This window comes from Halorientalis sp. IM1011, assembly GCF_001989615.1.
Taxonomy (GTDB): Archaea; Halobacteriota; Halobacteria; order Halobacteriales; family Haloarculaceae; genus Halorientalis.
This window is the reverse complement of record NZ_CP019067.1, coordinates 1,571,922-1,596,022: the sequence shown is the minus strand read 5'-3', so window position 1 is coordinate 1,596,022 and position 24,101 is coordinate 1,571,922. Positions and strand designations below refer to the sequence as shown.

Here is a 24,101-nt window from a genome sequence, read left to right as displayed (position 1 = left end):
CATGGAGGTCGAACGCGACACGGTCTCGGTCGGCGAGTTCGAGTTCGAGTGCGGGGAGTCGATCCCCGACCTCGAGATCGCCTACGAGGCCTACGGCGAGTTCACCGGCGAGAACGCGGTGCTGGTCTGTCACGCCCTGACCGGCAGTTCACACGTCGCCGGCCACCGGACCGGCGAGGGAACGAGCGGTCAGGCCCGCGCGTGGTGGGACGACATCGTCGGCCCCGGCAAGGCCGTCGACACCACCGAGTACTACGTCGTCTGTGCCAACGTCCCCGGCTCCTGCTACGGCACCACCGGCCCGGCCAGCGAGAACCCCGAGACCGGCGAGCCCTACGGCACCGACTTCCCCGCCGTCACCGTCGGCGACTGGACCGAGGCCCAGCGCCGCCTGCTGGACGAACTCGGGATCCCCCACCTCCACGCGGTCGTCGGCGGCAGCGTCGGCGGCATGAACGCACTGGACTGGGCGAAACGCCACCCCGACCACGTCGAGCGAGTCGTGTCCATCGCCGCCGCCGCCCGCCTCGACCCGCAGTGTCTCGCACTGGACGCCGTCGCCCGCCGCGCCATCACCACCGACGACGACTGGCAGGGCGGGGAGTACTACGACACCGACGCGAAGCCCACGGACGGGTTGGCTTTGGCGCGGCAAATAGGCCACATCATGTACCTCTCGAAGGCCTCCATGGAACAGAAGTTCGGCCGCCGTGCGGCGGGCCGGGACGCCATGCGCACCTTCCCCGTCGACGCCGCGGGCACGTTCTTCCCCTACCGGGACGTGGAGTCCTACCTCGATTACCAGGCCGAGAAGTTCGTCGAGCGGTTCGACGCCAACTCCTACCTGTACCTGACCCGCTCGATGGACAACTACGACCTCGCCGCGGGCTTCGAGGACGACGCCGACGCCCTGAGCGCCTTCGAGGGCGAGGCGCTGCTACTCTCGTTCACCGGCGACTGGCACTTCACCACCGAACAGTCCGAGCAGGTCGCCGAGGCCTTCCGCGACCTCGGCACGCCCGTCGCCCACCACGTCGTCGAATCGGACCACGGCCACGACGCCTTCCTCGTCGAACCCGAGAAGGTCGGCCCGCCGCTCGCTGACTTCCTCGACGAGGGCGTGACTGGGAAGGCGATCACCGACACCGCCGAGAGCGACGACGAGGAGAGTCAGTTCGCGCCCGTCCACACGAGTCTGTTCTCCTGACTCGCCGCGACTCACTACCGCGCGTAGACAGTCGCGACTACACCTACCAGAAACGCCGCGACGTAGGCCGGCTGTGCCATCGCGACGGCGGGGACGGCTCCCAGTATCGCCGCCGCGTCCCCCGGATCCGTCGGCGTGGCTCCACTTCTCGCACTGGCCGTCGCGAGCACGACCACGGCGGCCCCGAGAGCAGCGACGAACCCGGCGACGGCCAGCGGATTGTCGCTGAGTCGTTCGAGTACGACGCTCCCGGTTCGACCGACACGACCACTCATCGCCGGGAACGTCTCGTCGCGCGAATATGAACCTATCCACATCGGGGTGTCGTTCCGCCGACGAACGTATTCGGGATCTGTCATCGACGAGTGGACAGTTATATCTCCGGGGCGTGTGAACCCCTCCCCTATGTCAGAGGACGACGACCAGATCGAGACGAAGTCCCTCCACGTGGGGCAGGAAGAGCCGGATTCGGCGACGGGCGCGCGTGCGCCGCCGATCTACCAGACCACCTCCTACGTCTTCGAGGACGCCGAGGACGCCGCCGATCAGTTCGCGCTGGCGAAACCGGGGTACATCTACTCGCGACTGATGAACCCCACCGTCGAGACCCTGCAGGAACGCATCGCTGCGCTGGAGGGTGGCGTCGGCGCGGTCGCCACCGCCTCCGGGATGGGCGCGCTCAATCTGACGGACTTCGTGCTGGCTGGCCCCGGTGACAACATCGTCACTGCCTCCTCGCTCTATGGAGGGACCTACACCTACTACTCCCACACGCTCCCCAGGAAGGGCGTCGAGGCCCGCTTCGTCGACACGCTGGACTACGAGGCCTACGAGGAGGCCATCGACGAGAACACGAAGTACATCCACTGTGAGACCATCGGCAACCCCGCGCTGGTGACGCCCGACATCGACCGGCTGGCCGAGATCGCCGAGGATCACGGGATTCCGCTGTTCATGGACAACACGTTCGCGACGCCGTACCTGTGCAACCCGATCGAGCACGGCGCGAACCTCGTCTGGAACTCGACGACGAAGTGGATCCACGGGTCGGGGACGACCGTCGGCGGCGTCGTCGTCGACGGGGGCAACTTCGACTGGCAGGCCCACGCCGAGGACTACCCCGAGATCGCCCAGGACAACCCCGCCTACCATGGCGTCAACTTCGCCGAGGCGATGGGCGAGCAGGCGTTCACCTACACCGCCATCGCTCGCGGCCTGCGCGATCTGGGCAACCAGCAGTCCCCCTTCGACGCCTGGCAGACCCTGCAGGGCGTCGAGACGCTGCCCCAGCGGATGCGCGGTCACTGCGAGAACGCGATGGCCGTCGCGGAGTTCTTGCAGGACCACCCCGAAGTCTCGTGGGTCACCTACCCCGGGTTGGAGGACCACGAGACCCACGACAACGCCAGCGAGTATCTGGACGGCGGGTACGGCGGCATGATCACCTTCGGACTGGAGGGCGGCTACGACGCCGCCCGCGGCACCGTCGAGTCGACGGAACTCGCCAGCCTGCTGGCCAACGTCGGCGACGCGAAGACGCTCATCATCCACCCCGCCAGCACGACCCACCAGCAACTCACCGAGGAGGAGAAGGAAGCCGCGGGCGTCACGGACGACCTCGTCCGGCTCTCGGTCGGGCTGGAGGGCGTCGAGGACATCAAAGCCGACCTCGATCAGGCCATCGCGCAGTCGACCTGAGCCGGCGTCTGGCTCAGAAAACGTTGAACAGCCGGCTGGTCAGTGCGGCTTGCCGGTAGGCCAGTTTCTGGACGGCGGCGGGTTGCCGGACGGTCTCGTCCAGCACGAGGTCGGGCATCGAGCGACGCGGCTGCTCGAAGAGGAACGTCGTCTCCACGTCGGCGGCCACGTCGCCGAGCAACTGCAGCATCGTCAGCGTCTGCGGGCCCAGCGGCCCGTCGGTCTCGACGGAGAGGTCGCCGCCCAGCACCGCCGAGGTCGCCGGCCGCCCGTCGATGATCGCCTGCCAGACGTTCCAGGGCGCTTCCAGCACCGCGTTCACCTCACGCTCGTCGGGCCCGTCGAGGATCTCGACTTCCGGACAGTTGCCGTTCTCCAGCCCGATGTAACAGTAGATGTTCCCGTCGACGACGCAGGTTTCGAGCTGGTCGAGGAGGCGCTGGGCCACCGGCGGGAAGTGCTGACGCACCGTTCGGTCCATCAGTTCGGGTGCCTCGTCGAGCGTGACGTCCACGAGGTCCTCCTCGACGGTCTCTGGCACGCCGTCGAACACCACGTCGGGTAACTCACCGAGTCGCGTCTCCGCAAGCGGCAGATCCTCCACCACGATCAGCACGTCACCGTTCGAACCCACGCCCCAGCCGACACCGACGTCGTCGAACGCGGCGCTCTCGTTGATCTCGCGCCGGTACGCGTCGAGCCACTGCCGCGTGGGAAACAGACTCACACTCAAGACAACTCGTCTATACGTTCCCTACATAAAAGGCCTCCGCCGGCCGGGAGGTAAATTAAACCACGAACGCTGTGGAAGGATGGGGGCGACACAAAGCGACGCGGTCGCGTCCGTCGGTGAGCGCGACAGTTAGAGGGCGTCTTCGTCTTCGAGCAGGCGGTGGAGTTCGGCCATCGAGAGGACGATGGTGTCACACGCGGGTTCGACGGCCGGTTTCGGGTCGAACCCGACCGACAGGCCCGCGACTTCGAGCATCGGCATGTCGTTGGCCCCGTCGCCGACGGCGATGGTGTCGGCCATGTCGACGCCGACCGTGCCGGCGAGGTCTTCGAGGGCGTCGTCTTTGGTCCCCTCGATGAGTGGCCCCTCGACTGCCCCCGTCAGTTCGCCGTCCGCCATCGGAAGCCGGTTGGCGACGATGGAGTCGACGGTCACGTCGGCCTTCTCGAGGGCGCGCTCGACGCCGCGCTCGAACCCGCCAGTGAGGATGGCGGTGTGGACGCCGGCCTCGTTGAGGTTCTCGATGACCATGGCGGCGTCCTCCCGGAGGACGACCTGATCGAAGGCGGCCTCGGCCTTCTCCTGGGAGAGGCCGTCGAGCAACTCACACCGGCTGCGGAGGCTCTCGGCGTAGCCGATCTCGTCGTTCATCGCCCGCTGAGTGATCTCTTCCATCTGGTCGGCTACCCCGCACTGCTCGCCGAGCAGTACGGTCATCTCGGAGTCCGAGAGCGTTCCGTCGAAGTCGAAGGCGACGAGTGTCATACTGGGCCGTTCGCGTCCGGGGGCTTCAAACGCAGTGATTCGCGTCGAGGGCGTCGTGGGTCCGAACCGCGTTCGCTGGCTACGCCGCCGGTCTCGAACCGCCCCGTGGGCTTATGTCCGCGCGCGACCACGTACGCTCCATGACCGATACCCCGTCGGACGACCTCGCGGAGATCGACGAGGACGATCTGGACGACGTCGACGACGACGTCCGCGCCCTCATCGACGACCTGCGGGCCGAGTCCGACGCCGCGCTCCGCTCGGCGATCCGGTACACCGCCGACGACTACGACGTCCTCTTTCTCCGCGATGACGTGGCCGCCGCCCTCTCGGACGCCGAACGCGAGGAGCGTGCCGAGACGCTCGTGATGAAGGGGCTCGGCGACCCGCCACAGGAGGGCGCGCTGTTCGATTTCGGCACGCTCGACGCCACGATGCGGTTCTACGACAACGTCCTCGTGGCCCACTTCCCCTACCGGGAGTGGTCGGGAATCGTGTTCACCTTCGATCGGACCGAGGCACCGCTGGTCGATCTGGTTCACGAACACTTAGACGAGTAGCCACTAGAACTCGGTCCACGCCCGGGGGCCGAAGTCGCCGCCCCGGACCCGCAACTCCGGGCCGTTCTCCTCGTCGCGCACCTCGACCAGCGCGTCGAACACCTGCGTCAACACGTCCAGCGACTCGCTGTTTCTGGTGGTGGTATCGAGCGTGAACGCGCCCGCGAATCCGGAGGAGTCGATACGGCCGGTCAGGACGTGGACGAACTGGTAAACGCGCCGGAGATCCGCGTACATCAGCATGGTCGACAGCGAGTGTAACCCGATACGGGCCGCGCGGTCGGCGTGGTAGAACTCCCGCATGAACCCCGAGGCGGCGATCCCGACGCCGGTGAGATCGCCAGCGCTGGAGACGTGTTTGATCTCGGCAGTATCCCGGACCTGCCGCATGCTCCGGCTGCGGGCGACACAGTCGATGCTCCGGACGGCCCAGTCGTCGCTCTTCCGCTCGCTCAGAAACCCCTCACGAAACCGCTCGGCGTCGCTTTTGGTCGAGATCAGGATGGCGGCCCGGTCCCGACTGGCACCCACCAGATCGAACAACAGCCGACGCTTGCCCGTCATCGCCGGCCCCGCGATCAGCACGCTCTCCCCGGTCGGGAGCCCCCCCGGATCTAGCGGCGTCTCTGTCCCGTCGCTCACACGTCTGCTCGGTGCTCCCTCCATATCAACCCTCTCACCGCGGTGCGGCGGGACTGACAGCGCCGCCCACCGTCCCCGGGATCCGTGCGACCGTATCCCACGCGAGGCGCGCGCTCGCGTTCGGTTTCCGGCCCGGGCCGATGAAGAAAGGGTTATGGCCGCAGGCTGGAATGAACCGATCATGAAGGTACTCGTCACGGACCCGATCGCGGATGCGGGGATCCAGCGCCTGCGCGCGGCGGGCCACGACGTGGAGACGGCCTACGACGTGGAGGGACAGGAGTTACTCGACGCCGTCGCGGACGCGAACGCACTGATCGTTCGGTCCGGCACCGAGGTCACCGACGAGGTGCTCGAGGCCGCGACCGACCTGATCATCGTCGGCCGCGCCGGCATCGGCGTGGACAACATCGACATCGACGCCGCGACCGAACACGGCGTCATCGTCGCCAACGCCCCCGAGGGCAACGTCCGCGCGGCCGCCGAACACACGGTCGCGATGACCTTTGCCACCGCCCGCTCGATCCCGCAGGCTCACGCCCGCCTCCGGGGCGGCGAGTGGGCCAAGGGTGAGTTCCTCGGCACCGAACTCAACGGCAAGACCCTCGGTATCGTCGGCCTCGGCCGCGTCGGTCAGGAGGTCGCAAAGCGCCTCGGGAGTCTGGGCATGAACCTCGTCGCCTTCGACCCCTACATCTCCGAGGAACGGGCCGACCAGCTCGGTGCCGACCTCGCGGACGACCTGGAGGACTGCCTCGACAGCGCGGACCTCATCACGATCCACACGCCGCTGACGCCGGAGACCGAGAACATGATCGGCGAGGACGAACTCGCCAGACTCGACGACGGCTACGTGATCAACTGCGCCCGCGGTGGCATCATCGACGAGCCCGCGCTGGCCGACGCCGTCGAGAACGGCCAGCTGAAGGGGGCCGCCATCGACGTGTTCGCCGAGGAGCCGGTCGACCCGGACAACCCGCTGCTCGACGTGGACGACGTGATCGTCACGCCCCACCTCGGCGCGAGCACGGAGGCCGCACAGGAGAACGTCGCGACCGCCACCGCCGACCAGGTGCTCGCGGCCTTCCGCGGCGAACCCGTCATGAACGCGCTGAACGCCCCCTCGATGGACGAGTCGGCGTTCCCCCGCGTCCGCCCGTACCTCGACCTCGCCGAGACGGCCGGCAAGATCGCCGTCCAGCTGTTCGACGACCGCCTCGAGGACGTCGAAATCTCCTACGAAGGCGACATCGCCGAGGAAGAACTCGACCTGGTGACGGCCAGCGCCCTGAAGGGCTGTTTCGAGCCGCTGGAGTGGCAGGTCAACGCCGTCAACGCGCCCCGGATCGCCGAGGAGCGCGGCATCGACGTGACCGAGACCAAGAGCCGCTCCTCCGAGGACTTCCAGAGTCTCGTGACGGTGACCGTCCGCAACGGCGAGGACGAGGTCAGCGTCTGTGGCACCCAGTTCGCCGGCGAGGACTCCCGGATCGTCCGGATCGACGGCTACCGGGTCGACGCCATCCCGCACGGCCACATGCTCGTCGCGCGCAACGACGACGTGCCCGGGGTCATCGGCTTCATCGGCTCGACGCTCGGCGACCACGACGTCAACATCGCGGCGATGTTCAACGGCCGTGAGACCATCGGCGGCGAGGCGCTGTCGGTGTACAACCTCGACGACCAGCCCAGCGACGAGGTGCTCGAGGCCATCCTCGCCGACGAGCGGATCATCGACGTGAGCTACATCAGCCTCAACGGCCAGGCCGAAGACGACGACTAGAAGAGACGCGACAGTTTCTCGCGGATTCTCGCACCGATACCCGGCTCCGGTTCTTCGCTCTCGAACTCGATCTCGACAGCCCCGTCGTCGACCACCGTCTGTGGATTCTCGGCGGCCAGCAGTTCCTCGTAGCGGTCGATCACCGCGTCCAGTTCGCGCTCCCGCTGGGCGACGCGCCGTTCCAGCAGGGCGACCCGTGCCCTGAGAATCTCGCGTTCGGTCGCCCGCAGACGTGCGGTCTCGGCGCGCGAGAACCGACCCGTCGCGGGGCGCGCGTCGGGCGGTGGCGCGGCCACGGTCACGTCGTCGGCCCGTTCGTCGGCCGATCCCCCCGGGGCGGCGTGTGTCGTGTCGGAAGTCATCTCGCGGGCGTATATCTGTGTCACCGAGTCACGTAAAGACCAGTCAGACGCTCGGCACACGAGCGGCCGACGCGGCGCTCTCGGGTGGTTCGCCGTGACCACCACACGGGGTCCTACCGTCACGGAGCGAACTGTCTGGGACAGGAGTCACACGACAGAGTGGCCTTCCAGATGACTAGCAACCATCAGTAACACAGGGCGCGTATGCCGCGTGACTGCGGTTCCAACGCAGAGACAGACTGGTAGATGCGCTTATCGGTGTAGACGTGGATAGTGACTGTATGCCCGAAGAAGTCCTGTTCAAATCCGAGAGCACGCAGAGTCGAGAGGAGATTGCAGCACTGCTTCAGCGAGTTGTCGACAACCTCGAAAGCGGGGACGCGATCGACCTGAAATCCGGCAGTGAATCCGTGACGCTGACTCCGCCAGCACGACCGACGTTCGAAGTGAAAGCCGAACGGGAAGGGCCTGCGAACTCCCCCGGCGATCTGAGCGTCGAGTTCGAACTCGAATGGCCCGAGGACGGCGGCGAGGAAAGCGGTGAGAGCGGCGAACTAGAAATCGAGTGACCGCTCCGCGGAGCTACCACGGGCGAGACGACAGCACCGACATCGCTTCCCGACACACGGAGACGACGCGGGAGACACACGTCTCGTCCCGCACGCCGTCGGTTTCCCCTCGGTCCCAGCAGGCGCGGGTGTTTTGCCAACACGGGAACACAAACGCTATGTGATCAGTCGAATAACCGCCAGAAAAGGGCGAATCAATGGGTCCTCTCCTTTCTCTGCTGTCGTGGAGCAACGGGGTACCGCTGCAGCAACTCCCCGTGCAGCTTCCGGTCTCGGTCGACGTGGTGGTCGTCCTCGCCATCGTCGCCGCCGTGTTCGTCCTCTTTTTCACTCAGCCGGTCCCGATCGACGCCACCGCCGTCGCGCTCGTCGTCGCGCTCGTCATTCTGGGCGAGTGGACCGGCGTGTCACCGGCGGAGGGGGTCTCGGGCTTCTCGAACCCGGCGACGCTGACGGTGCTGGCGATGTTCGTCCTGAGCGAGGGCGTCCGACGGACCGGCGTCATCCAGATACTGACGCGGAAACTGGTCGCCTTCGCCGGGGACGACGAGTTCCGACAGTTGCTCGCCACGGTCACGCTCTCCGGGCCGACGGCCGGGGTCGTGAGCAACGTCTCCATCGTGGCCGTGTTGATCCCTGCGGTGATGAACCTCGCACGGCAGACGAAGCGGTCGCCCTCGAAACTCCTGATCCCGCTGTCCTTCGCGTCGATGCTCGGCGGGATGCTCACCGTCATCGGGACGATAACGAACCTCCTGGCGAGCGAGGTGTGGGTTCAGGTGGGCGGTCCCGACGCGCAGCCGTTCACGCTGCTCGAGTTCACCCAGCTGGGGGCCGTCGTCCTGCTCGTCGGGATCGCGTACCTCCTCACCGTCGGCCGATATCTCACCCCGGCGCGGATCCAGCCGGCCGACTCTCCGAGCGACACGTTCGGCATGACCGACTACCTCACCGACGTCGTCGTCATGGAGGACTCGCCGCTCGCCGGATCCACGGTCCGGGACCTGAGCGACCGGGACCTCGACCTCGACGTGTTCCAGATCGTCCGCGGCCACCGGACGCTCACCCGGGGGCTCGGCTCGGAACGGATCCGGGCCGGCGACGTCCTCTCCGTCAGGGCCGACCAGGAGACCCTCCAGGAGGTCATCGAGCAGGAGCACCTCCAGCTCCTCCCGGAGGTCATGGAGGCGGCCGCGGAGGACGAACAGCCCCTCCCGCCCGGCTTCTCGCCGCGACGTCACGACTGGTCGTCGCTCGACGCGGAGGGCAGTGGCGACGCCACCGGGGAGGAAGCGTCGGGCGACGTGGACGAGGCGTCCGGCGAGGACACGGGGGCGGACGGCGACGGGACGGACGAGGAGGTCTCCGACGACGAGATCGAACTCACCGAAGTCGTGTTGTTGCCCGGGCCCTGGTCGAGTCGTCGCAGCGGCGTCACGGACTTCGAGCGTGACTACGACGTGACGGTCCTGGCGATCCGCCGGGGGGACGAGGTGATCCGTCAGCGCCTCCGTGAAGTACGACTGCAGGCCGGCGACGTCGTCCTGATCCAGGCGGCCGACCAGGTGGTCGACCGCATCGCGAGGGACACGGACGTGGCCGTCTCCAGTGACGACCGCTGGGAGGATTTCGACCGATCGAAGATCCCCGTGGCGCTCGGGATCCTCGCCGGCGTCCTCGGCCTCGCGGCGTTCGAGGTCCTCACCCTCATGGTCAGTGCGCTGACGGGGGTCGCCGCGATGTTTTTCACCGGCATCCTCACGCCGGAGGAGGCCTACGAGGCCGTCGACTGGGAAGTGATCTTCATGGTGGCGGGCGTCATCCCGCTCGGCATCGCGGTCGAGGCGTCCGGTACGGCGGACGTCATCGCCGACCTCGTCGTCTCCGCGGGCGTCCTCCTCCCGGTGATCGCGGTCCTCGGACTGTTCTACCTCGGGACCGCCGTGATCACCGAGATGATCAGCAACTCCGCGAGCGTCGTCCTTATGTTGCCCATCGGGGTCGAGGTCGCCGGCCAGCTCGGCGCGAACCCCTTCGCGTTCGCCATGGCCGTGACCTTCGCCGCCAGCACACCCCTCCTGACCCCTGTCGGCTACCAGACGAACCTGATGGTCTACGGACCGGGCGGGTACAGGTTCACCGACTTCGCACGCGTCGGTGCGCCGTTACAACTGATCCTGACTGCCGTCACGACGCTCGGTATCGTCTTCTTCTGGGGCCTCTGAGCGGCGGCGGAACCAAGTGGTCGCGATGTCGGACGTCGAGGCGGCGACCGGCAGGCGGGTCCCGACCACCGACGGTCCGCGATCGGATCCTGTCGAGTCCGAACGGGGCCGGTGACCGAACCGTCCGACGGGAATCCTCGCTCGACGTGAGGCGAGGCGAACGATTAATGCTATGTCCCCGATATGACACAGGGGAGGACTGCCACCGAACGATGGACCCACGACCCGTCTTCTACGAGCATCCCTATGCCTCCATGGTCACGGCGGTGTTTCTGTACTCCCTCCTGGTAACGGCGTTGTACGTTCTCGACCTGTTCCCCGGCCTGCGGGAAACCTACTTGGGCGTGACCGAACTGACACTGATTACGGCGCTCCTTCTGGTCGCAACGGTTGCGAGCTGGATCACTGCGATGATCATGAGCAGGGGCGCTCCGTGACCCGGGGTTCGGCCTGACACGACCGTTCCGGCATCACCCCGCGTCCCGCAGCGCACGGCCCCCACTCTCGGATCCCCTCAGAAACCCACGCGAGCCGGTTACCGGATCGCACCCAGCACCTTCCCGAGCAGGCCGTCGCCGCCGACGCCGACGCGTTAGCCGGCGAGGTGATCGAGCACTTTGTCCGTGTCGTTGGGGACGGGTTCGGGGTCCGCGCCGGCCTCGGCGGCGGCGTCGGGGTCCTTGAGCAGGTGGCCGGTCGTCAGACAGACCACGTCCTCGCCCGCGTCGATCTCGCCCTGTTCGCGGAGTTTCCGCAGGCCCGCGACGCTCGCGGCGGAGGCGGGTTCGACGCCCACGCCCTGCTCGGCGAGGTCGCGCTGGGCCTCGGTGATCCGCTCGTCGGAGACGGCGACGGCGGTTCCGTCCGTGTTGCGGATGCCGGGCAGGGCCTTCGGCGCGTTGACGGGGTTGCCGATGCGGATGGCGGTCGCGCGGGTCTCGACCTCGTCCCAGCGCTCGGTGTCTTCCCAGCCGTTCTCGATGGCCTCGACCATCGGTGCCGCGCCCTCGGCCTGCACACCCGTCAGCTTGGGCACGTCGCCCGGCGCGAGGTCGCCGCTGCGGACGAGCTCGCGGAAGGCCTTGTACAGCGCCGCGGTGTTGCCCGCGTTCCCGACGGGGAGGACGATCCGGTCGGGGAAGCGACCCTCGTCCTCGTAGAAGCGTTCGAGGATCTCGAACCCGATCGTCTTCTGGCCTTCGAGGCGGAAGGGATTGAGGGAGTTCAGGAGGTAGGCCTCGCCCCGACTCGCCAGGTCCTGCACGATGTCGAGACAGGAGTCGAAGTTCCCGTCGACTTCGAGGATGCGCGCGCCGTGGAGGCTGGCCTGGGCGACCTTCCCGGCGGCGACCTTGCCGGCGGGGAGGAGCACGAGGGTTTCGAGGTTAGCGCGAGCGCCGTAGGCGGCCAGCGCGGCGCTGGTGTTGCCCGTCGAGGCACAGGCGAGACGGTCGACACCGACCTCCTGGGCGACCCGGACGCCGACGGTCATCCCGCGGTCTTTGAACGACCCCGTCGGGTTCATCCCCTCGTGTTTGATCCGGAGGTTGCGCACGCCGATGTCGTCCTCCAGGTCGGGGACGTAGTGCAGCGGCGTGTCACCCTCGGGGAGGGTGACCCCCGAGTCGAACGGCAGCGCCTCACTGTAGCGCCAGACGCCACGGCCCTCGAAGTCGTCGAGGGTTGGCGCGTCGGCGTAGCGGGCCTCCAGCAGGCCGTCGCAGTCGTCGCAGGTGTAGCGTACGTCGTCGAAGGGGGCGAACGTCTCGCCGCACTCGATGCAGGTCAGCCAGACGCCGTCGTCGGCCGCCTCGGGTACGGTCCGCGGGCCGTCGAGTTCGAGATCGAGGGTTGCCATTTCCTGACAGGACGGCTCGGCGGCGCAAAAGTGGGGTGGTTTCCGTTCGCTAGCCCTCGCCGAACTCGTCGATGCGCTCGTGGACGTAGGCGGCCCACTCGTCGAGGGTCTCGTGCATCGACTCCCGGGCCTCTGCCACTGGGGTCGCGGTGTACTGGTAGACGTGGCCGCCGTCGTCAAGCAGTCGCCGGGTTCGGCCGGCCAGCCCCTTCTCCCGGAGCGTCGACAGCGACCGGTTGACGTTGCTGCGGTCCCGGTCGAGTACGTCCGCCAGTTCCGCGACGGTGCTCTCGGGCCGGTCGAGTAGCTCCAGATACGTCCGGGCCTCGTGGCGCTGGATCCCGAACACGCAGGTCAGGACCTCCTCGAACCCCGGTTCGTCGTCGAGCATCAGATCGCGAAACCGGTCCGGTTGCGGGTCGACCGTTGGCATCACCCCCAGTTGGGTCGCCTGGCGAATAAAACGAGGCGTTACCTCGAACTCATCGGCTGCCGGAACCCGCATCGACCAACCCGTCCGACTGCAACCGAACTCGATCACTCTCCTCCGTCACCGCCACGTCACAGCCAAAGGCCGCGAGCAGGTCGAGGCCCGACTCGACGTGCGCAGTCACCTCGGGCACCGTCACCGTCCCGCCCGCAACCGCGAGGAAGGGCAACAGCTGATCTGCCAGGTGTCGATCGATCGCGGCACCGGTGCCCTCGAAGGCCTCGAGTGCCTCGACCGGTTCGCGACCGACGTCCTCGGCCGGTTTGCCCTGCTCGCCGAGCGCGTCCAGACCAGCGACGCCGGTCCCGTAGTCGGCTCGGACGGTGCAGACCGAGCCCGGCGACTCGCTGTCGACGTAGCTCACGACTCGCTCGCGAACCCGGCGATCAGCGGCGTCGAGCGCTTCGACGGCCGCGTCGGCCTGCCGCTCGGCCACGTCGGCGTCGGCGAGCCCCTCGCTCGCCAGCGAGTAGACCCGGACGCCCTCGGGGTGGCCTCGCTCTCCGAGGTCGAGCGATGACGGATTCGCGGGGGCGAGCGTGAGCGTCGCCGCACCGCCGCCGACGGGGTAGAACCCGCGCCGGCTGGCGTCGACGGCCACCGGTACGCCCAGCCGTCGCAGGAGCGGGAGTTTCACCCGCCGGTAGGTCGTCAGCGGCGGCGACCACGCCACGTCCGTTCCACCGGTCGCACGCAGGCGGATCGGCGCGTCGGCGGCCATCGCGAGCGGCACCACGGTGTCGAAGACGAGCGTCACGCTCCCGGCGGTTCCGACGTCGACCGACGCTACACCGCCCGGCGCGCCCCCGGGTTCGAAGGTGACCGTCGTCGCCCCGTGCTCCGTCCCCGTGACGGTCGCGTCACAGACTTCCGCCACAGCTTCGACGGCCGCGGCGTGCTGTGGTTTCAGCCCTGGCTCCGGTCGGTCGCCGCGGACGTTCGCGACGCGGACGGGTCGGTCGGTCAGGACCGACAGCGCCAGGGCGGTCCGGAGATATCCCCCGCCGGCGTCCCCGCCGTCCAGTTCCAGCATGGAATTCGGTAGCGCACCACGGGAGAAAAACACCCCGCTCCCCGGGCCGACGGACTGACCGAACGTTCACTTTGAGAGAGAGGAGATGCCCCACTCGAAGCGGTCGGGTGGATCGGACCCGGCGGTACACTCTCTGAAATCCACGGTAGTTTCAAATGATAGTATCCGAAAACAACGTGTGAAGATGTCTCAGGGGGCTGACGATGCGGGGGAGTGGCAGAGTCTGCTGGAGGACCTGCCGGTGATGTACGTCCACACCCGAACCGAGGACGGGCAGGCGGTGATCGACGTGTGCAACGAGCGGTTCGTGGAGACGCTTGGCTACGACAGGGAGTCGCTAAAGGGGCGACCGCTCGCGGACGTGTACACGCCTTCGTCGGCGGCGGAACTGGAGGCCGGCGACACACACCCGGAGGTCGGGGACGAGCCCGTCACTGAGCGACGGAAACTGGTCTGTGCCGACGGCACCGTCGTCCACACGCTCGTGCGCGCGGTCCCGCGAACGGACTGCGACGACGACGTGATCGGCACCCGCTTTCTGTTCGTCGACATTACGATGCGCGAGCAGCGTCGCCGCCAGGCGACGGTCCTCAACAGATTACTCCGGCACAACCTCCGCAACGACATGACCGTCGTCCTGAGTCACGCCCGCCTGCTCGCCGACGCGCTGGACGAGACCGAGCAGGACTCCGCACGGAAGGTCCGGAACATCGCCGAGCGCTGGGACCGCCTCGTCGAGAAGGTCCAGCGCATCCGGCAGGTCCTCTCCCCCGAGGACAACTGGCGACCAACCGACCTCACGACCGTGCTCGAACGCGTCGAGGAGGACCTCAACGACCGCCACCCCGACGCCAACGTCCACATGCTGCGTCCCTCCGAGGGAGCCGCCACCATCCGCCCGGAGGTCGAACTCGCCCTGACGGAACTCTGTGAGAACGCCATCCAGCACGCCGAGGCCGAGGACCCCGAGGTCGTCGTCACCGTCGGCGTCCCACCGAACGAACCCTGGGTCAAACTCACCGTCACCGACGACGGCCCGCCGATCCCCGAGAGCGAACTGCTCGCCCTCCGCGACGACGAGACCACCCCGCTCGTCCACGGCACCGGACTCGGCCTCTGGATGGTCCGTCTGGCCGTCGAACGCGTCGGCGGCCACGTCTCCGTCGTCGAGAACGACGAAAACGGCACCGCCGTCACGATCCGCTATCCGTCGCAGTGAACGAGCCGCGAAAACCCTCCAATTCGCAACGAACGCGCCCTACTCGTCGTCTTCGGTCGTGGTCTTGTCCACGTCCAGTTCGCCGAAGTAGATGTCAGCGCCGTCCTGTGCGACCTTCTCGGCCAGCACGGCGCATTTGATTCGCATCGGGGAGATGTCGACGCCGAGCATGTCGACCACGTCGTCGCGGTCCATCTCCTGAAGCTCCTCGATCGTCATCCCCTGGAGCTTCTCCGAGAGCATGGACGCCGAGGCCTGCGAGATGGCACAGCCGTCCCCCTGAAAGGCGACGTACTCGATCTCTTCCTCGTCGTCGTCGAGTCGTACCTGCATCTCGATGGTGTCGCCACACATCGGGTTCTCGCCGACGTGCGTGAACGTGGGATCCTCCATCTCCCCGTAGTTGCGGGGACTCTTGTAGTGATCGAGGATCTGCTGTCGGTACATATCGGAGCCGCCGACCATTGTTGGCTCCCGATAGGCGAGTCCGGCGGATAAGCGTTCCGCGTCACGTGTTTCCGCGCGCGGACGCCGCTACCGGGCGAATCGTTTTGGTCCGGGACCGCGAACGGGTACACCATGGCACTCCGCCTCCCGCTGGCCCTGTTCGGTCTCGTCGAACTGCTCGCCCCGCGCAAAGTCGTCGACTTCTGGATGGACCTCGCCGTCAGCGAGGACAGCGAGGTCGAACTCCGCCCCTGGGTCTACACCGCCGCTCGCGTCGAGGGTATCCTCATCCTCCTGTGGGTGTTCACCCGGGCTCGCGGCGACGAGTCCGACGAGTAGGCGGGTCACCATCGACCGCGAATAGTCACGCGTAAACGGCCGCCGGTCGATCCGTCGCTATGGACCGCGACGACTTTCTCCGTGGCGTCCGTGACGTGTCGCCGCTCCTGCTCGGTATCCTCCCCTTCGGCCTCGTCGCGGGCATCGCCGCGGCGAACGCCGGTCTCGACCTCTCGCAGGCGCTCGGGATGTCCGTGCTGGTGTTCGCGGGGGCGTCACAGCTCGCCGCCCTCGATCTCATCGGCCGCGACGCGCCGCTCACGGTCGTCTTCGTCACCGCCGTCGTCATCAACCTCCGGATGTTGATGTACTCGGCTTCCATCGCACCGCACTTCCGGCGGTTCGCGGGCCGCGTGAAGGCCGGGCTGGCCTACCTCCTGACCGATCAGGCCTACGCCCTCTCCATCGCCAGCTATCGCTCCGAGGAGTCGGTCGACCGCGTGGCTTACTACCTCGGCGCTGCCGCGACGCTGTGGGTCGTCTGGCAGATCGCCACCGTCGCCGGCGTCCTGCTCGGCACCGGCGTCCCCGACGCCTGGGGGCTGGAGTTCGCCGTCCCGCTGGTCTTTCTGGCCCTGCTCGTCCCCGCGATGGAGGACGGCCCGACGACCGTCGCCGGCGTGGTCGGCGGCACCGTCGCCGTCGTCGGTGCCGGCCTCCCGCTCAACCTCGGCCTGCTCGTCGGCGCGAGCGTCGGCATCGCGGCCGGACTGGCCTCCGAGCGCGTCCTCGACGTGGAGGTGAGCCGTGGCCACTAGCTACGGCGACCCCGCCATCTGGGGGGTCATCCTCGCCATCGGCGTCGCGACCTACGCGATCCGGTTCTCGTTCATCGCCCTCTTTGGCTACCTCGACGAGATCCCGCCGCGGGTCCGGCAGCCGCTGCGGTACGTCCCCGCTGCCGTCCTCGCCGCCCTCGTCCTCCCGGCGTTCGTCACGCTCGACGCCGGCGGGCTCGCCACCGACAAACTGGTCGCCGGTACCGTCGCCGTCGTCGTCGCCTGGCGCACCGAGAGCGTCTTCGCGACGATGGCTGCCGGGATGGGGGCGCTCTGGACGCTGCGATTCCTGATTCTGCCGGCGCTGTGACGGCGTGAGACTGTGAGCGAAAACGGCGAACCGGATACCTACGCGAACAGCTCCCGCGCGTCTTCCAGCCCCTCGATCAGCGTGTCGACCTCTTCTTCGGTGTTGTAGATGTAGAACGAGGCTCGCGCCGAGGCAGGGACGCCGAGTTTGTCGTGCAGCGGCTGGGTGCAGTGGTCGCCGGCCCGGACCGCCACGCCGTGGGCGTTGAGGATCTCCGACACGTCGTGGGCGTGGACGCTCTCCAGGTTGAACGAGACCAGCGCCGCCCGGTCGTCGGCCGGCGGGCCGAGGATCTCGATGTCGCCGAACTCCGAGAGCCGGTCGTGGGCGTACTCGGCCAGCGCCTCGCCGTGGCGCTTTACGTTGTCCATCCCGATCTCGTCGAGGTAGTCACAGGCTTCGGCCAGCGCGATGCCCTGCGCGATGACGGGCGTGCCGGCCTCGAACTTCCAGGGGAGGTCGTGCCACGTCGAGTCCTCGAAGGTGACCTTCTCGATCATCATGCCGCCGTAGAGGTACGGCTGCATCTCCTCCAGCAGGTGCTGCTTGCCGTAGAGGACGCCGATCCCTGTGGGACCACACATCTTGTGGCCCGAGAAGGCGAAGAAGTCGGCGTCGATCTCCTCGACGTCGACGGGCATGTGCGGGACCGACTGCGCGCCGTCGACGAAGATCAGGGCGTCCTGTTCGTGGGCCAGATCCGCCAGTTCCGAGACGGGATTGATCGTGCCGAGGGTGTTGGATACGTGGACGGCGCTGACCATCGCGGTGTCGGGGCCGATCAGCTCCCGGGCGTGGTCCATGTCGAGGTAGCCCTCGTCGTCGACCTCGATGAATCGGACCGTGGCACCGGTCTTCTTGGCGATCTGTTGCCACGTCACCAGCGCGGCGTGGTGTTCCATCTCCGTGAGGACGATCTCGTCGCCCGGCCCGAGTTCTTCGAGGCCCCAGGCGTAGGCGACGGTGTTCATCGCCTCGGTGGCGTTTTTGGTGAAGACGACCTCCTCGCGGCCGCCCGAGGCACCGACGAACTCGGCCACGCGGTCGTGGGCCTCCTCGTAGGCGATCGAGGCCTCCTGTGAGAGCTGGTGGAGCCCGCGGTGGACGTTGGCGTTGTACCGGTGGTAGTAGTCGACGATGGCGTCGACCACCGGCTCTGGCGTCTGGCTCGTCGCCGCGTTGTCGAGATAGACCAGTGGCGTCCCGTCGAACTCGCGTTCGAGGATCGGGAAATCCGCCCGGATGCGTTCGACGGAAAGCGGTGCTGACTCGGATGTCTCCATTGTGTGAACAGAGGCGTTCCGGACTCAACACTCCTTCGGTCCGGGCGAGAACTCCACGTCGCCGATCAGTCGAGTGCGGGCTCGAACGCCCGGATCGACTCCCGCCACTCCCCGGGCAAGGGCGTCGGCGTCCCGTCCTCGCCCATGTGGACCTGCGTCGTTTCACCAGTGGCCGAGACGACTCCGTCGCTCCGCCGGACCTCGTAGGAGAGCGTCAGACTCGACGACCCGAGGTCACCAGTTCGGACGGCGATCTCGACCCCGTCGCTGTCGTAGGTGATCGGCGCGCGGTAGTCCAGTTCGAGGTTGGCCAGCACGAAGTCGCGTGCCTCCATCGGCGTCTCGAAGACGGTGTCGAGGTACTCCGTCCGGGCTTCCTCCAGATACGTCGCGTAGACGGCGTTGTTGACGTGATCCCAGGGGTCCAGATCGCGATAGCGGATCGGGATCGCCGTCGTGAACTCGAATTCGCTCATCGGGCGACCGGAAGCCACCGATCCCCCTTCCCCTTACGATCCGGATCGTCCGTGCGATGCGCTGACGCCCCTCGAACGGCGCGCTCAGGAAAGCAGCGACTCGTCGATCTCGACCCCGAGGCCGGGACCGTCCGGCGGCGTGACCGTGCCCTCTTCGTGGTCGACGGTCGATTCGAGCAGGAAGTCCCGCACGTCGGGCGTCCACGGCGGTTCCATCGGGAACTCACACCACGGCGCGTCGTTGGCCGCCATCACGTGGAGGTTGGCGACGAAGCCGACTCCGTTGGTCCAGGTGTGAGGCACGTACTCCAGTCCGTGCTGGCGGGCCATCGCGGCCACCTCGTCGGCGCGTTTGATCCCCGTCGCCAGCGCGGCGTCGGGTTGCAGGATATCGAGCGACCCCTGCTTCACGAACTCCCGGAAGTGGTGGATACCGTCGTTGAACTCCCCGCCCGCGATGGGCACGTCCACGGCCTCCCGCAGTCGAGCATATTGTTCGTAGTCGTGGCGTGGCAGCGGTTCTTCGAGCCAGCGGACGTTCCCCACGTCCTCCAGCCCGCGGGCGAACTCTAGGGCCTCACGGAACGACCACTGCTGTTCGTCTTCCATCACCCGCACCGCCCACCCCTTGTTCGCGTCGACCATCAGCGGCAGCTCGGGGTAGGCCTCCCTGACCGCCCGGACGATATCGATGTGGTCGGGGTCGGTAACCCGGAGTTTGACCGCCCCGACGCCCGCGTCGAGTACGTCTTCGAGGTAGCCGATTCGCTCCTCGGCCGGCATCACCTCGCCCGTCGAGGCGTAGACCGGAATCTCACTCCCTGAGCCCCCGAGCAGTTCGTAGATCGGTTTGCCCGCGTCCTTGCCGATGAGGTCCCACATGGCGATCTCGACGCCCCACGGGCGCGGGCCGACGAGGTTGATGCTGTCGAGTTTTCGCAGGATCCCCTCCACGTCGTGGGGGTCCTCGCCGAGCAGGAAGTACGACAGGGGCTCGGAGAAATCCATCCCGCCGGCGAAACTCGGCATCGCGCCGTAGCCCGTCAGTCCCGTGTCGGTCTCGATCTCGAACAGTTCGACTTCGTGGGTCCCCTGCGGGTAGCCGGGGATCCACGTCGGCTCGAAACTCCCCTCCACCTGGTGTTCCAGGTGATACTGGTCGACGCCGGTGATCTGCATGCGAATGGGGCCTCCCGGCCAATACAAAAGCGTTCAGCCGGAGCGGTGGGGGACGGGAAGTGGGTGGAATGGCGGGCGCTCACATCCGCAGCATCTGGGCGTGGCGCGTCTCGCCCAGATCGAGGACGTTGCCCTCCTCGACGAAGCCGTGTTCGATAGCGACCTCGACGGAGCGGGTGCCGACGATGTTGGCGACCGCACAGCGGGCGAGGCTGTCGACGACGGCCTCCTCGTCGACCTCCTCGCCGTCGTAGAAGTCCGCCTCGACCGTGAGCGAGACTTCGCCGTTCTCGAAGGTCTCCCCGAGCACGTCGGGGTCACAGACCGACACGAGCAGTCCCTCCTCCGTGTCGCGCTCGTTGAGGATCATTCCAGTTGCTGTTGTTGCTGCTCTTCGACCAGATCGGCTTCGGCCTCTTCGCGCATCTCTTCTGCCTCCTGGGCGACCTCCTCGGCTCTATCGAACTCGCCCATCTCTTCGAGTGCGCGGGCCTTCTCCTCCAGGATTCGGGTGTTGCGGTGGCCCAGTCGGATCGCGTTGTCGAAGGCGTTCAGCGCGTCCTCGGCGAGGCCACGCTCCAGCAGGAAGAAGCCGCGGTTGTACCAGGCTTCGGCGAAGCGCTCGTCGATCTCGACGGCGCGCTCGGCGTGTTCCAGCGCCTCCTCGGTGCGGCCGAACTCCCAGAGGGAGTAGGCGAGGTTGGTCTCGGCGGTGGCCGCGTGCTCGCTGTCCCCGTCGATGTCGATGGCCTCCTTGTACGCGCCGATGGCCATGTCGTACTCTTCGAGTTCGGCGTGAGCTGCACCCTTGTTGGTCCAGGCCTCCTGTGCGATACGGTCGTCGTCGGCGTAGCGGGCGACCCGCTCGAAGGCGTCGGCGGCCTGCTCGAAGCGGTTGATCTGCATGTAGGAGAGGGCCACGTCGAGCAACTGCTCGGCGTCGACCTCCTCGCTGGCGATGTTGCGCTCGTCGAGCATGTCCGCGAGCGCCCGGGAGTCGACGGGGTCGACCTTGTCCGGATCCACGTCGAGTTCCGGCGGGTCCAGATCGAACTCGTCGTAGGGGTCCTCGAACCCCTGCCCCTCCGAGAACTCGTAGTCGTCGGGCTCTCTGTCTGTCATACCCCGGGATTGGACGGGCAGTCGGTTAAGGGCTACGTCCACGGGACGGCCGCCACAACGGGACGGGCAGACTGGCCGGGACTCGACCGGCGATGGATTCAAGCCCGAACTCCCGAACCACGAAACATGGGCAAGCGACTGTTCGTCAGCGTCGACCTCGACGGCCTCGGCGAGGCCGTCGCGGACGCCTCGGGGCTGAACTTCACCGACCCGGAGCAGGCACACGTCACGCTCTTCTTCCTCGGCGACACCGACCCCGACCGCCTCGACGAGGTCACGGCCGCGCTCGACGACGCCGTCGCCGAGGCGGACGTCGACCCCTTCACCGCCGAGTTCGGTGGTCTCGGTGTGTTTCCCTCCCTCGACTACATCAGCGTCGTCTGGCTCGGCGTCGAGGCGGGCGGCGACCGACTGACCGCGCTTCACGAGGCGGTCGCGCCGCGGTTGGTCGACCTGGGCTTCGAACCGCCGGATCACGAGTTCACGCCTCACGCCACCCTCGCTCGGATGGACCACGCCGGCGGGAAAGAACTGGTCCAGGAGGCCGTCCGCGAGCGGGACCCGACCGCGGGCCGGCTCCGCGTCGAGGAGATCAGGCTCACCGAGAGCGTCCTCACCGACGCGGGACCCGAGTACCAGACGGTCGAGCGGTTCGACCTCTGAGCGACGCACCACTCGGCCACGAGGGACTGGCCCCGTCCCGCTAGGGCGGCCGCGGTCGCCCCTTTAGGCCAACCAAAACCGATCAGGTTAGTGATAATTCTTAAGCCGCGGACGTTCGAAGTCCGGGTATGGGAACGTTGGCGAATCTGACGCTGGTGTTCGTCGCGGGATTCATGACGGCTCTGGCGACCGGGATCGGCGCGCTTCCGTTCTTTTTCATCTCGGAAGTGAGCGACCGGTTGCAGGTCGGGCTCTGGGGGCTGGCCTCGGGGATCATGATTTCGGCGTCGACGTTCGGCCTCGTGCTGGAAGGGATGGCCGAGGCCGACGGGCGGGGCGATTACTTGCTGATGGTCGCCGGTCTCGCGGCGGGCGTAGTACTGGTGATCGTCGCCAACCGGGTCATCTCCGATCACCACTTCGACCCCCGGGAGTACGAGGAGGCCGACTTCCAGAAACTCGTCTTGATCCTGGGCATCCTGACGGTCCACAGCTTTCCGGAGGGGGTCGCAGTCGGCGTCTCCTTCGCGGAGTTGAATCTGGCGGGTGGCCTCTCCTTCGGTCCCTTCGTCGTGCCGCTTCTGGCGATCTTCATGACCGTCGCGATCTCGATCCACAACGTCCCGGAGGGGCTGGCCATCTCCATTCCGCTGCGGTCGATGGGCGTCTCCAACTGGAAGATGGTCTGGTGGGCCGTGTTCTCCAGCCTGCCCCAGCCCATCGGGGCGGTGCTGGCGTTCTACTTCGTGCGGATCGCCAAGGAGTTCCTGCCGGCCGGGTTCGGGTTCGCCGCCGGTGCGATGATCTATCTCGTGCTCTCGGAGTTCGTCCCCGAGGCGCTGGAGAAGGGGAGCGGGCTTCCGGGACGTGGGCACCGAGAGCTGGTGACCGGGCTGGTCGTCGGCTTCGCGGTGATGGTGCCGCTGGCGTTTCTGTAGGCGATTTTGCGGTGCGGTCGCTGCGCGGTCGCTGTGCGGTCGACAGTCACGTTCGTCGTACCGGACGCGAGCGGAGCGAGCGTCCGGCTTTTTCGCCCACGTTTTTGCGCGGGGGGTCGCGGACGACCCCCCGCGGAAAAAGGTGGGGACGAAAGAACACAAATTTAAGCGCCGACAGGGTAGAAGCGGGCACTATGGGTAAGAAGTCGAAGGCCAAGAAAAAGCGTCTCGCCAAGAAGGACCGCCAGAACAGCCGAATTCCGGCGTGGGTCATGCTGAAGACGGACCGCGAAGTCCAGCGCAACCCCCAGCGTCGTAGCTGGCGTAACAGCGACACCGACGAATAATGAGCGCGAGTGACTTCGAGGAGCGGGTCATCACGGTCCCGCTCCGTGACGTGAACGCGGAACCGAAACACGAACGCGCCGGCAAGGCCATGACGCTGATCCGCGAGCACCTCGCCAAGCACTTCAGCGTCGACGGCGACGCCGTCCGGCTGGACCCCTCGATCAACGAGGCCATCTGGGAGCGCGGCCAGAAAAAGCCCCCGAGCAAGCTTCGCGTGCGGGCCGCCCGCTTCGACGAAGAGGGCGAGGCCGTCGTCGAAGCAGAGACGGCATAGCTTTGCTCCGCGCGGCCTTCGCCGGTTCGGCGTACGTCGGTGTCTTCGCCCGGGCGACCGACGACTGTCTGCTCGTCCGCCCCGACGTCGACGACGACCTCCGTGAGGATCTGGCCGACGAACTCGACGTGCCGGCGATTCCGACGACGGTCGGCGGCTCCGGCACCGTCGGCGCGCTGGCGACCGGCAACGAGAACGGCCTGCTGGTCAGCGGCCGCGCTACCGACCGCGAACGCGAACGGATCGAAGACGCCGTCTCCCTCCCCGTCACCGACCTCCCGGGTCGGATCACCGCCGCCGGCAACGTCGTCCTGGCCAACGACACCGGCGCGTACCTCCACCCGGATCTCTCCCGCGACGCCGTCCAGACTGTCAAGGACGCACTGGACGTACCCGTCGAACGCGGCACGCTGGCCGGCGTCCGTACAGTGGGCACCGCCGCCGTCGCGACCAATCGGGGCGTCCTCTGCCACCCCAAGACGACCGACGAGGAACTGGACTTCCTCGAAGACCTGCTGGACGTGCCCGCCGACATCGGGACCATCAACTACGGTGGGCCGCTGGTCGGGTCGGGCCTGCTCGCCAACGAGAACGGCTACGTCGTCGGTGAGGATACCACGGGGCCGGAACTGGGTCGGATCGAGGACGCGCTCGGGTATATATAGATCCGGCTCTGGTGCCGTGGCCTTCTGCATCGTCTTCGCTCAACCGTCTCACACAGAGATGACTGGCTTTGTGGGAGGGGCGACAGAACAGCTCGAACGGCAGATTTAGGCCCTAGCCAGATGAATCAGTCGTT

30 protein-coding genes are annotated in these 24,101 nt (G+C 67.3%); 16 read left to right on the top strand and 14 right to left on the bottom strand.

Going from position 1 to position 24,101, the window contains the following annotated elements; translation table 11 throughout:
- Window position 1: 1 nt before the first annotated feature.
- The gene (locus BV210_RS08075; RefSeq protein WP_077206137.1) at window positions 2–1,207 is read left to right on the top strand and encodes a homoserine O-acetyltransferase; all 1,206 of its coding nucleotides are present in this window, start codon (window positions 2–4) and stop codon (window positions 1,205–1,207) included.
- Between the two features lie 14 nt (window positions 1,208–1,221).
- Here the strand turns inward: BV210_RS08075 and BV210_RS08070 are convergent, their stop codons facing one another.
- Window positions 1,222–1,482 (bottom strand): hypothetical protein, encoded by a 261-nt coding sequence (locus tag BV210_RS08070; protein WP_157525917.1) that lies wholly within the window; start codon window positions 1,480–1,482, stop codon window positions 1,222–1,224.
- Between the two features lie 130 nt (window positions 1,483–1,612).
- On the opposite strand from BV210_RS08070, the gene BV210_RS08065 reads away from it, so the two are divergent.
- On the top strand, window positions 1,613–2,905 hold the full coding sequence (locus BV210_RS08065) for an O-acetylhomoserine aminocarboxypropyltransferase/cysteine synthase family protein (protein WP_077206135.1): 1,293 nt from the start codon (window positions 1,613–1,615) through the stop codon (window positions 2,903–2,905).
- Between the two features lie 13 nt (window positions 2,906–2,918).
- Here BV210_RS08065 and BV210_RS08060 read toward each other — a convergent pair whose 3' ends face one another.
- Both BV210_RS08060 and serB read right to left on the bottom strand, forming a co-directional pair.
- A complete protein-coding gene (locus tag BV210_RS08060; protein ID WP_077206134.1) occupies window positions 2,919–3,632 on the bottom strand; it encodes a hypothetical protein in 714 nt (237 codons plus the stop codon).
- A 135-nt stretch (window positions 3,633–3,767) separates the two neighbouring features.
- Window positions 3,768–4,403 carry a phosphoserine phosphatase SerB gene (serB, locus tag BV210_RS08055; RefSeq protein ID WP_077206133.1) on the bottom strand — a complete coding sequence of 212 codons (636 nt, stop codon included), beginning with the start codon at window positions 4,401–4,403 and terminating at the stop codon, window positions 3,768–3,770.
- A 140-nt stretch (window positions 4,404–4,543) separates the two neighbouring features.
- On the opposite strand from serB, the gene BV210_RS08050 reads away from it, so the two are divergent.
- Entirely contained in the window at window positions 4,544–4,963 is a 420-nt protein-coding gene (locus tag BV210_RS08050; protein WP_077206132.1) for a hypothetical protein, read from the top strand.
- Between the two features lie 3 nt (window positions 4,964–4,966).
- Here BV210_RS08050 and BV210_RS08045 read toward each other — a convergent pair whose 3' ends face one another.
- Window positions 4,967–5,605: a hypothetical protein gene (locus BV210_RS08045; protein ID WP_077206131.1), complete on the bottom strand. Its 639-nt coding sequence runs from the start codon at window positions 5,603–5,605 to the stop codon at window positions 4,967–4,969.
- A 181-nt stretch (window positions 5,606–5,786) separates the two neighbouring features.
- Here BV210_RS08045 and serA point away from each other — a divergent pair, with 181 nt between their 5' ends.
- On the top strand, window positions 5,787–7,388 hold the full coding sequence (gene serA / locus BV210_RS08040; protein ID WP_077206130.1) for a phosphoglycerate dehydrogenase: 1,602 nt from the start codon (window positions 5,787–5,789) through the stop codon (window positions 7,386–7,388).
- Here serA and BV210_RS08035 read toward each other — a convergent pair.
- Window positions 7,385–7,750, bottom strand: a complete 366-nt coding sequence (locus BV210_RS08035; protein ID WP_077206129.1) for a hypothetical protein — start codon at window positions 7,748–7,750, stop codon at window positions 7,385–7,387. The two genes, serA and BV210_RS08035, sit on opposite strands and share 4 nt — an antisense overlap.
- A 281-nt stretch (window positions 7,751–8,031) precedes the next feature.
- Here BV210_RS08035 and BV210_RS08030 point away from each other — a divergent pair, with 281 nt between their 5' ends.
- The 3 genes from BV210_RS08030 (at window position 8,032) to BV210_RS08020 (ending at window position 10,981) form a co-directional block, all read left to right on the top strand.
- A complete protein-coding gene (locus BV210_RS08030; RefSeq protein WP_077206128.1) occupies window positions 8,032–8,319 on the top strand; it encodes an amphi-Trp domain-containing protein in 288 nt (95 codons plus the stop codon).
- Window positions 8,320–8,576: 257 nt separating this feature from the next.
- Complete coding sequence (locus BV210_RS08025) at window positions 8,577–10,544, top strand: SLC13 family permease (protein WP_216640648.1); 1,968 nt, start codon at window positions 8,577–8,579, stop codon at window positions 10,542–10,544.
- A gap of 212 nt (window positions 10,545–10,756) precedes the next feature.
- Window positions 10,757–10,981 carry a hypothetical protein gene (locus BV210_RS08020; protein ID WP_077206126.1) on the top strand — a complete coding sequence of 75 codons (225 nt, stop codon included), beginning with the start codon at window positions 10,757–10,759 and terminating at the stop codon, window positions 10,979–10,981.
- Window positions 10,982–11,136: 155 nt separating this feature from the next.
- Here the strand turns inward: BV210_RS08020 and thrC are convergent, their stop codons facing one another.
- The 3 genes from thrC to rtcA are packed head-to-tail and all read right to left on the bottom strand — an operon-like array spanning window position 11,137 to window position 13,925.
- On the bottom strand, window positions 11,137–12,402 hold the full coding sequence (gene thrC, locus BV210_RS08015; protein ID WP_077206125.1) for a threonine synthase: 1,266 nt from the start codon (window positions 12,400–12,402) through the stop codon (window positions 11,137–11,139).
- Between the two features lie 49 nt (window positions 12,403–12,451).
- The gene (locus BV210_RS08010) at window positions 12,452–12,835 is read right to left on the bottom strand and encodes a helix-turn-helix domain-containing protein (protein WP_077206124.1); all 384 of its coding nucleotides are present in this window, start codon (window positions 12,833–12,835) and stop codon (window positions 12,452–12,454) included.
- Between the two features lie 49 nt (window positions 12,836–12,884).
- Entirely contained in the window at window positions 12,885–13,925 is a 1,041-nt protein-coding gene (rtcA, locus tag BV210_RS08005; RefSeq protein WP_077206123.1) for an RNA 3'-terminal phosphate cyclase, read from the bottom strand.
- Window positions 13,926–14,109: 184 nt separating this feature from the next.
- Here rtcA and BV210_RS08000 point away from each other — a divergent pair, with 184 nt between their 5' ends.
- Complete coding sequence (locus tag BV210_RS08000; protein WP_077206122.1) at window positions 14,110–15,144, top strand: ATP-binding protein; 1,035 nt, start codon at window positions 14,110–14,112, stop codon at window positions 15,142–15,144.
- Window positions 15,145–15,183: 39 nt separating this feature from the next.
- Here the strand turns inward: BV210_RS08000 and sufU are convergent, their stop codons facing one another.
- Window positions 15,184–15,609, bottom strand: a complete 426-nt coding sequence (sufU, locus tag BV210_RS07995) for a Fe-S cluster assembly sulfur transfer protein SufU (protein ID WP_077206121.1) — start codon at window positions 15,607–15,609, stop codon at window positions 15,184–15,186.
- A gap of 114 nt (window positions 15,610–15,723) precedes the next feature.
- Here sufU and BV210_RS07990 point away from each other — a divergent pair, with 114 nt between their 5' ends.
- The 3 genes from BV210_RS07990 to BV210_RS07980 are packed head-to-tail and all read left to right on the top strand — an operon-like array spanning window position 15,724 to window position 17,019.
- Window positions 15,724–15,930 carry a hypothetical protein gene (locus tag BV210_RS07990; protein WP_077206120.1) on the top strand — a complete coding sequence of 69 codons (207 nt, stop codon included), beginning with the start codon at window positions 15,724–15,726 and terminating at the stop codon, window positions 15,928–15,930.
- Between the two features lie 59 nt (window positions 15,931–15,989).
- A complete protein-coding gene (locus tag BV210_RS07985) occupies window positions 15,990–16,688 on the top strand; it encodes an AzlC family ABC transporter permease (protein WP_077206119.1) in 699 nt (232 codons plus the stop codon).
- The gene (locus tag BV210_RS07980; RefSeq protein ID WP_077206118.1) at window positions 16,678–17,019 is read left to right on the top strand and encodes an AzlD domain-containing protein; all 342 of its coding nucleotides are present in this window, start codon (window positions 16,678–16,680) and stop codon (window positions 17,017–17,019) included. The genes BV210_RS07985 and BV210_RS07980 overlap by 11 nt, the downstream gene beginning before the upstream one ends.
- A 38-nt stretch (window positions 17,020–17,057) precedes the next feature.
- On the opposite strand, the gene BV210_RS07975 is transcribed toward BV210_RS07980, so the two are convergent.
- From BV210_RS07975 to BV210_RS07955, 5 genes are all read right to left on the bottom strand, one after another.
- Complete coding sequence (locus BV210_RS07975) at window positions 17,058–18,302, bottom strand: aminotransferase class V-fold PLP-dependent enzyme (protein WP_077206117.1); 1,245 nt, start codon at window positions 18,300–18,302, stop codon at window positions 17,058–17,060.
- A 65-nt stretch (window positions 18,303–18,367) separates the two neighbouring features.
- Window positions 18,368–18,778 (bottom strand): thioesterase family protein, encoded by a 411-nt coding sequence (locus tag BV210_RS07970; RefSeq protein WP_077206116.1) that lies wholly within the window; start codon window positions 18,776–18,778, stop codon window positions 18,368–18,370.
- Window positions 18,779–18,862: 84 nt separating this feature from the next.
- Complete coding sequence (locus tag BV210_RS07965) at window positions 18,863–19,957, bottom strand: mandelate racemase/muconate lactonizing enzyme family protein (protein ID WP_077206115.1); 1,095 nt, start codon at window positions 19,955–19,957, stop codon at window positions 18,863–18,865.
- A 79-nt stretch (window positions 19,958–20,036) separates the two neighbouring features.
- Window positions 20,037–20,327, bottom strand: a complete 291-nt coding sequence (locus BV210_RS07960; RefSeq protein WP_077206114.1) for a DUF424 domain-containing protein — start codon at window positions 20,325–20,327, stop codon at window positions 20,037–20,039.
- Window positions 20,324–21,079 (bottom strand): tetratricopeptide repeat protein, encoded by a 756-nt coding sequence (locus tag BV210_RS07955; RefSeq protein ID WP_077206113.1) that lies wholly within the window; start codon window positions 21,077–21,079, stop codon window positions 20,324–20,326. Before BV210_RS07955 ends, BV210_RS07960 begins: the two co-directional genes overlap by 4 nt.
- A gap of 126 nt (window positions 21,080–21,205) precedes the next feature.
- Here BV210_RS07955 and thpR point away from each other — a divergent pair, with 126 nt between their 5' ends.
- The 5 genes from thpR to BV210_RS07930 all read left to right on the top strand — a co-directional run bounded on the left by thpR (window position 21,206) and on the right by BV210_RS07930 (window position 23,967).
- Complete coding sequence (gene thpR, locus BV210_RS07950) at window positions 21,206–21,742, top strand: RNA 2',3'-cyclic phosphodiesterase (RefSeq protein ID WP_077206112.1); 537 nt, start codon at window positions 21,206–21,208, stop codon at window positions 21,740–21,742.
- Between the two features lie 128 nt (window positions 21,743–21,870).
- Window positions 21,871–22,680, top strand: coding sequence for a ZIP family metal transporter (locus BV210_RS07945; protein ID WP_077206111.1), 810 nt, complete (start codon window positions 21,871–21,873; stop codon window positions 22,678–22,680).
- A gap of 194 nt (window positions 22,681–22,874) precedes the next feature.
- Window positions 22,875–23,027 carry a 50S ribosomal protein L39e gene (locus BV210_RS07940; RefSeq protein ID WP_077206110.1) on the top strand — a complete coding sequence of 51 codons (153 nt, stop codon included), beginning with the start codon at window positions 22,875–22,877 and terminating at the stop codon, window positions 23,025–23,027.
- A complete protein-coding gene (locus BV210_RS07935) occupies window positions 23,027–23,302 on the top strand; it encodes a 50S ribosomal protein L31e (protein ID WP_077206109.1) in 276 nt (91 codons plus the stop codon). The genes BV210_RS07940 and BV210_RS07935 overlap by 1 nt, the downstream gene beginning before the upstream one ends.
- A 2-nt stretch (window positions 23,303–23,304) precedes the next feature.
- Window positions 23,305–23,967, top strand: coding sequence for a translation initiation factor IF-6 (locus BV210_RS07930; RefSeq protein WP_077206108.1), 663 nt, complete (start codon window positions 23,305–23,307; stop codon window positions 23,965–23,967).
- Window positions 23,968–24,101: the final 134 nt, after the last annotated feature.

Coding starts and splice junctions, on each gene's coding strand:
- BV210_RS08075 (WP_077206137.1), top strand. CDS start 2: ATGGAGGTCGAACGCGACACGGTCTCGGTCGGCGAGTTCGAGTTCGAG.
- BV210_RS08070 (WP_157525917.1), bottom strand. CDS start 1,482: ATGAGTGGTCGTGTCGGTCGAACCGGGAGCGTCGTACTCGAACGACTC.
- BV210_RS08065 (WP_077206135.1), top strand. CDS start 1,613: ATGTCAGAGGACGACGACCAGATCGAGACGAAGTCCCTCCACGTGGGG.
- serB (WP_077206133.1), bottom strand. CDS start 4,403: ATGACACTCGTCGCCTTCGACTTCGACGGAACGCTCTCGGACTCCGAG.
- BV210_RS08050 (WP_077206132.1), top strand. CDS start 4,544: ATGACCGATACCCCGTCGGACGACCTCGCGGAGATCGACGAGGACGAT.
- serA (WP_077206130.1), top strand. CDS start 5,787: ATGAAGGTACTCGTCACGGACCCGATCGCGGATGCGGGGATCCAGCGC.
- BV210_RS08035 (WP_077206129.1), bottom strand. CDS start 7,750: ATGACTTCCGACACGACACACGCCGCCCCGGGGGGATCGGCCGACGAA.
- BV210_RS08030 (WP_077206128.1), top strand. CDS start 8,032: ATGCCCGAAGAAGTCCTGTTCAAATCCGAGAGCACGCAGAGTCGAGAG.
- BV210_RS08020 (WP_077206126.1), top strand. CDS start 10,757: ATGGACCCACGACCCGTCTTCTACGAGCATCCCTATGCCTCCATGGTC.
- thrC (WP_077206125.1), bottom strand. CDS start 12,402: ATGGCAACCCTCGATCTCGAACTCGACGGCCCGCGGACCGTACCCGAG.
- BV210_RS08010 (WP_077206124.1), bottom strand. CDS start 12,835: ATGCCAACGGTCGACCCGCAACCGGACCGGTTTCGCGATCTGATGCTC.
- rtcA (WP_077206123.1), bottom strand. CDS start 13,925: ATGCTGGAACTGGACGGCGGGGACGCCGGCGGGGGATATCTCCGGACC.
- BV210_RS08000 (WP_077206122.1), top strand. CDS start 14,110: ATGTCTCAGGGGGCTGACGATGCGGGGGAGTGGCAGAGTCTGCTGGAG.
- sufU (WP_077206121.1), bottom strand. CDS start 15,609: ATGGTCGGCGGCTCCGATATGTACCGACAGCAGATCCTCGATCACTAC.
- BV210_RS07990 (WP_077206120.1), top strand. CDS start 15,724: ATGGCACTCCGCCTCCCGCTGGCCCTGTTCGGTCTCGTCGAACTGCTC.
- BV210_RS07985 (WP_077206119.1), top strand. CDS start 15,990: ATGGACCGCGACGACTTTCTCCGTGGCGTCCGTGACGTGTCGCCGCTC.
- BV210_RS07975 (WP_077206117.1), bottom strand. CDS start 18,302: ATGGAGACATCCGAGTCAGCACCGCTTTCCGTCGAACGCATCCGGGCG.
- BV210_RS07970 (WP_077206116.1), bottom strand. CDS start 18,778: ATGAGCGAATTCGAGTTCACGACGGCGATCCCGATCCGCTATCGCGAT.
- BV210_RS07965 (WP_077206115.1), bottom strand. CDS start 19,957: ATGCAGATCACCGGCGTCGACCAGTATCACCTGGAACACCAGGTGGAG.
- BV210_RS07960 (WP_077206114.1), bottom strand. CDS start 20,327: ATGATCCTCAACGAGCGCGACACGGAGGAGGGACTGCTCGTGTCGGTC.
- BV210_RS07955 (WP_077206113.1), bottom strand. CDS start 21,079: ATGACAGACAGAGAGCCCGACGACTACGAGTTCTCGGAGGGGCAGGGG.
- thpR (WP_077206112.1), top strand. CDS start 21,206: ATGGGCAAGCGACTGTTCGTCAGCGTCGACCTCGACGGCCTCGGCGAG.
- BV210_RS07945 (WP_077206111.1), top strand. CDS start 21,871: ATGGGAACGTTGGCGAATCTGACGCTGGTGTTCGTCGCGGGATTCATG.
- BV210_RS07940 (WP_077206110.1), top strand. CDS start 22,875: ATGGGTAAGAAGTCGAAGGCCAAGAAAAAGCGTCTCGCCAAGAAGGAC.
- BV210_RS07935 (WP_077206109.1), top strand. CDS start 23,027: ATGAGCGCGAGTGACTTCGAGGAGCGGGTCATCACGGTCCCGCTCCGT.